Source organism: Dokdonella sp. (assembly GCF_039926425.1).
In the GTDB taxonomy this organism is placed as follows: Bacteria; Pseudomonadota; Gammaproteobacteria; order Xanthomonadales; family Rhodanobacteraceae; genus Dokdonella_A.
Genome location: NZ_JBDSWZ010000047.1, coordinates 1 through 4509, shown reverse-complemented (window position 1 = coordinate 4509; position 4509 = coordinate 1). Strand labels below are relative to the sequence as shown.

Annotated in this window: 2 protein-coding genes; both read left to right on the top strand. The window is 65.4% G+C overall.

The window, feature by feature from the left end:
- Positions 1–110 precede the first annotated feature (110 nt).
- On the top strand, positions 111–1271 hold the full coding sequence (locus ABIV12_RS02915; protein WP_348056048.1) for a glutathionylspermidine synthase family protein: 1161 nt from the start codon (positions 111–113) through the stop codon (positions 1269–1271).
- A 60-nt stretch (positions 1272–1331) separates the two neighbouring features.
- Positions 1332–4509, top strand: a 3178-nt coding sequence (locus tag ABIV12_RS02910; RefSeq protein WP_348056046.1) for a two-component regulator propeller domain-containing protein, incomplete at its 3' end; no start/stop codon positions are given.

Genomic DNA, 4509 nt, shown 5'->3' with positions numbered 1-4509 from the left:
GCCCCGTCAATGCAACGCCGAACCGCGCGGTAACGATGTCGCGTTCGGGCTTCGGCTCGAGCTCTGCCGCACGCAGCGGTTGGGGCGGCAGCTCGCGCGGCGGCTGAGCCATGCGCCGCATCGCGATCGCCGAACGCGGCGACTGGAAGGCAAGCGCCGAACGCCTCGGCTTCCGGTTCCACACCATCGACGGCGCGCCGTACTGGGACGAGCGTGCCTACTACGCATTCACCCTCGAGCAGATCGAGCGCGACATCGAAGCGCCAACGGGCGAGCTGCACGAAATGGCGATGGACCTGGTCGGCGAGGTCGTCCGCGAGGAGGCGCTGCTCAAACGGCTGGCGATTCCGCAGGCGTACTGGGAATGGATTGCGCGCTCGTGGCAGGAATCATCTCCGCATCTCTACGGGCGAATGGATTTCGCCTACGACGGCAACGGGCCGGCAAAACTCTACGAACTCAATTACGACACGCCGACGTCGCTCTACGAAGCGGCGTTTTTCCAGTGGCACTGGCTGGAGGAACAGCAGCAGCGCGGTGCGTTGCCGCGCGATGCGGATCAATACAACCTGATCCAGGAATCGCTCGTGCAGGCATTCGGCACCATCGCCAGGCGCCTGCCGCGGCCGCTGTATTTTTCGGCCGTGCGCGATTCGCAGGAGGATGAAGGCACCATCGCCTATCTCGCCGACTGCGCGGAACAGGCGGGCCTTGCGACGCGGAAGATCGCAATCGAGGACATCGGCATCAGCGCGGATGGTCGCTACACCGACACCGACGACAACGTGATTGGCGCACTGTTCAAACTCTACCCGCTCGAGTTCATGTTCGAGGAAGAATTCGGATCCGCGCTGCCGGCGTCGAAGACCGTCCTGATCGAACCGCCGTGGAAAGCGATCCTCAGCAACAAGGGCATTCTGCCGCTGTTGTGGGAGCGCCACCGCGATCACCCGAATCTGCTGCCGGCGTTCTTTGAAGACAAGCCGGCCGACCCGCTCGCCGCCGGGTGGGTCCGCAAACCGCTGTTCTCGCGCGAGGGTGCAAACATCGAACTGCGCACGCGTGCGGGTGAGACCTTGCATTCCGATGGGCCATATACGGACTCGCCGCTGATCCGACAGGCTTTCCACGCGCTGCCGCACTTCGACGGCAATTACCCCCTGGTCGGCAGTTGGGTCGTTGCCGATCGCCCGTGTGGACTTGGCGTGCGCGAAGACGACTCGCTGATCACGCGCGACACCTCGCGTTTCGTTCCCCATGTGATCCTCTAGACGCGCCGAGGCTGCGCACTCGCTCCGTGCATGGCAGACTCCGCGCCAGGAGAGGGACTCATGCGCGGACTGATCGCACTGCCGATGCTCGCATGGCTGGTTGTCGCAGAATCTGCGCCGCCACCGGCACCGCCGCAATTCGTGCCTCTCGGTGTCGCCGACGGATTGCCATCCAACGTGGTCTACAAGACCGTGCAGGACCACGACGGCTTCGTGTGGATCGGCACGCACGACGGACTCGCGCGCTACGACGGCATCGGATTCCGCACGTTTAGGCACGAGCCGGACGATCCGGCGTCACTCGCGACGAACGATATCTCGTCGGTGCTGATCGATCGCGAAGGCCGACTCTGGTGCGGCGGCGAAGGGTCGGGCCTCAATCGTCTGGAGCCGGACGGCCAGAGCTTCACGCACTGGGTCCATCGAGCGGGCGAACTGACGACGCTCGGCAGCAACGACATGTTTGCGTTGGCTGAGGACACGGCCGGAACGATCTGGGTCGGCACCTACCTCGGCGGTCTCAACGGTCTCCAGGCCGACGGCAGTTTCCTGCATGTCGACCACGATGCGGAAGATGCGCAGAGCCTGCGCTCGAGCACGGTCTACGCGCTGCTCGCCGACGCGCGCAACCGCTTGTGGATCGGCACCGATGAGGGACTGGACGTGCGTGAGGCCGACGGCCGGATCGTGCACGTTGAACTGCCGTTGATGGCGGCGCGTCCTGGACCGTCGGTGGTGATGAACTTCCTGCAGGAAGCGGACGGCAGTGTGCTGGTTGCAACGTTGAAGGGCCTGTTCCGTGTCGACGCGGAGCTGAAATTGGCCGGGGAAGTCGCCGCGTCAACGCCGCCTCTGCGACTGTCGTCGCTGGCACGCGACGAATCGGAAGGCACACTGTGGCTCGGTTTGCTGCCGGGTCTGGCGCAACTGGATGCGCAGGGCGTGCATCGCCTCGATTCGGAGGAGGCGGCGCCCGGCGGATATCCGGGCACGCGCACGATGGATATCCGCTTCGACGCCGAAGGCGGCGGGTGGTTCGCACTGTTCGATGGCGGTATTGCACGCCTGCCGCCGCACTGGCGGAATTTCGCAGCGTTCCGCCATGTCCCGGGAAACTCGGCGAGCCTCATGCGCGCCCGCGTGCGGGCCATCGCGGTCGACGGGTCACGTGCCATCTGGGCCGCGAGTGGCCGCGATGGGCTGGATCGAATCGATCGCGCAAGCGGCGAAATCGAACGCTGGGGACAGCGGCTGCACGTCGAAGGAAGTCTGCTGACCGGCGTGTTGGCGGACGGAAACGACCACGTGTGGGTTGGCTATCAGACGCTTGGCCTGCGCCGCTATTCGCTGAAGACGCTCGACTTCGTCGCGCTGCCCACCGATGTCTCGCGTGTCGATTCGCTTCCTTCCGGATTTGTCGAGAACCTGACAAATGCTCCGGACGGAACGATCTGGGCGAGCGTGCATGGCGGCGGTGTCGTGCACGTCGCCAACGATCCGCCACGCATCGTGAAACGCTACGTCCCGTCGACGAAATCGCTCGGCGATGCCGACATTGCAATGCTCACGCTCGATCCGCGTGGCATTCCCTGGATCGGCACCGCCAGTGGCATCGAACGTTACGATGCGGCAACGGACCGCTTCGTCCGCATCGCCGGAATTCCGAACGAATCGGTGCGTGCGCTGGGATTTGCAGCCGACGGATCGCTCTGGGCGCATCGCCTCGGCGCGCTCGAACGCTATCGGATCGACGGCGCCAATGCCGTGCTCGAGCAACGATTCGACGCGAGCGCTGGTTGGCCGACGCTGGACGCGTATGCACTTGCGGTCTCTGCCGACGGCAACGTGTGGGTGACCTCGCCGCGTGGTCTGTGGCGTGCAGATCCGACGTCGAAGGCGATCCGCAGGTTCGACGCGCGAGACGGTTTGCCGAGCCAGGAATTCCAGACCGGCGCTCTTGCCGCCGGGCCCGACGGCGTGTTGTACGCAGGAACGCTCGGGGGCGCGGTCGCGTTCGATCCGGCTGCGCTGGAACTCCACACGCCACCGCCGCCGTTGCGGATCACTGCATTGAGTGTCCGCCGCGACACCGGCACGCAGTCGCTCGACGCTGCCGGCGCAATCGAGCTTCGCCACGACGACCTCGACTTCCACATCGAAGCGCGCGCGCTCGCGTATGCGAATCCGGCCGCCAACCGGTATTTCGTCAAGCTCGACGGATTCGACCGCGACTGGCTCGACGCACCGCGTGGAGAACGCACGTATCCGCGGCTTCCCGCAGGCGACTATCGCCTGCAGTTGCGCGCGCAGAACGCGGACGGCGTCGTCGGCGAGTTGCGCAGCCCGCTGGTCATCCATGTATTGCGCGCTCCATGGAAGACCCCACTGGCCTACGGCCTGTATGCGTTTGCCGCGTTGCTGCTGGTGTGGGCGACGACGCACGCCTATCGCAATCGCGTGCGCCGCCGTCACGCGTTCGCGCTGGCCGACGAACGTCGACGCGGATCCGAGCAGCTGGTCGAGGCGAAGTCGAATTTTCTCGCGACGATGGGGCACGAGATCCGAACGCCGATGACCGGCGTGCTCGGCATGAGCGAGTTGTTGCTTGGAACCGCGCTCGACGATCGGCAGCGCCGCTACGCAACGGCGATCCGGCAGTCCGGCGAGCTGATGTTGCGCGTCGTCAACGACAGTCTCGATCTGGCGCGAATCGAGGCGGGCAAGCTCGCGCTGGAGCCGTCACCGTTCGATCCGTGCGCAATCGTTCGGGAGGTTGGGGAACTGGAGACGCCGCTCGCACGCAGCAAACGGCTGTCGTTGACCATCGACATCGCCGCCGATGTTCCGCGCCAGGTCGAAGGTGACGCGTTGCGCGTCAAGCAGATCCTGTTGAATCTCGCGAACAACGCGCTGAAATTCACCGAGCACGGCGGCGTGACGCTCGGGCTCGCACGTTCGAGCGAAGGCGGGTTGCGTTTCAGCGTGGCCGACACCGGGCCGGGCATGGGGGAATCGCTGCGCGAACGTCTGTTCGGTCGATTCGAACAAGCGGACGGAGCCGCAAATCGCCATGGCGGCAGCGGCCTCGGGCTCGCAATCTGTCGCGAATTGGCGCAACTGATGGGCGGCACCATCGAGGTCACGAGCACGCTGGGTGTCGGCAGCACGTTCGTTGTCGTCCTGGACCTCCCGGAAGTCTGCACGCCGGTGCGCGCGGCGATTCCTGCTGATGGATCGA

Coding starts and splice junctions, on each gene's coding strand:
- ABIV12_RS02915 (WP_348056048.1), top strand. CDS start 111: ATGCGCCGCATCGCGATCGCCGAACGCGGCGACTGGAAGGCAAGCGCC.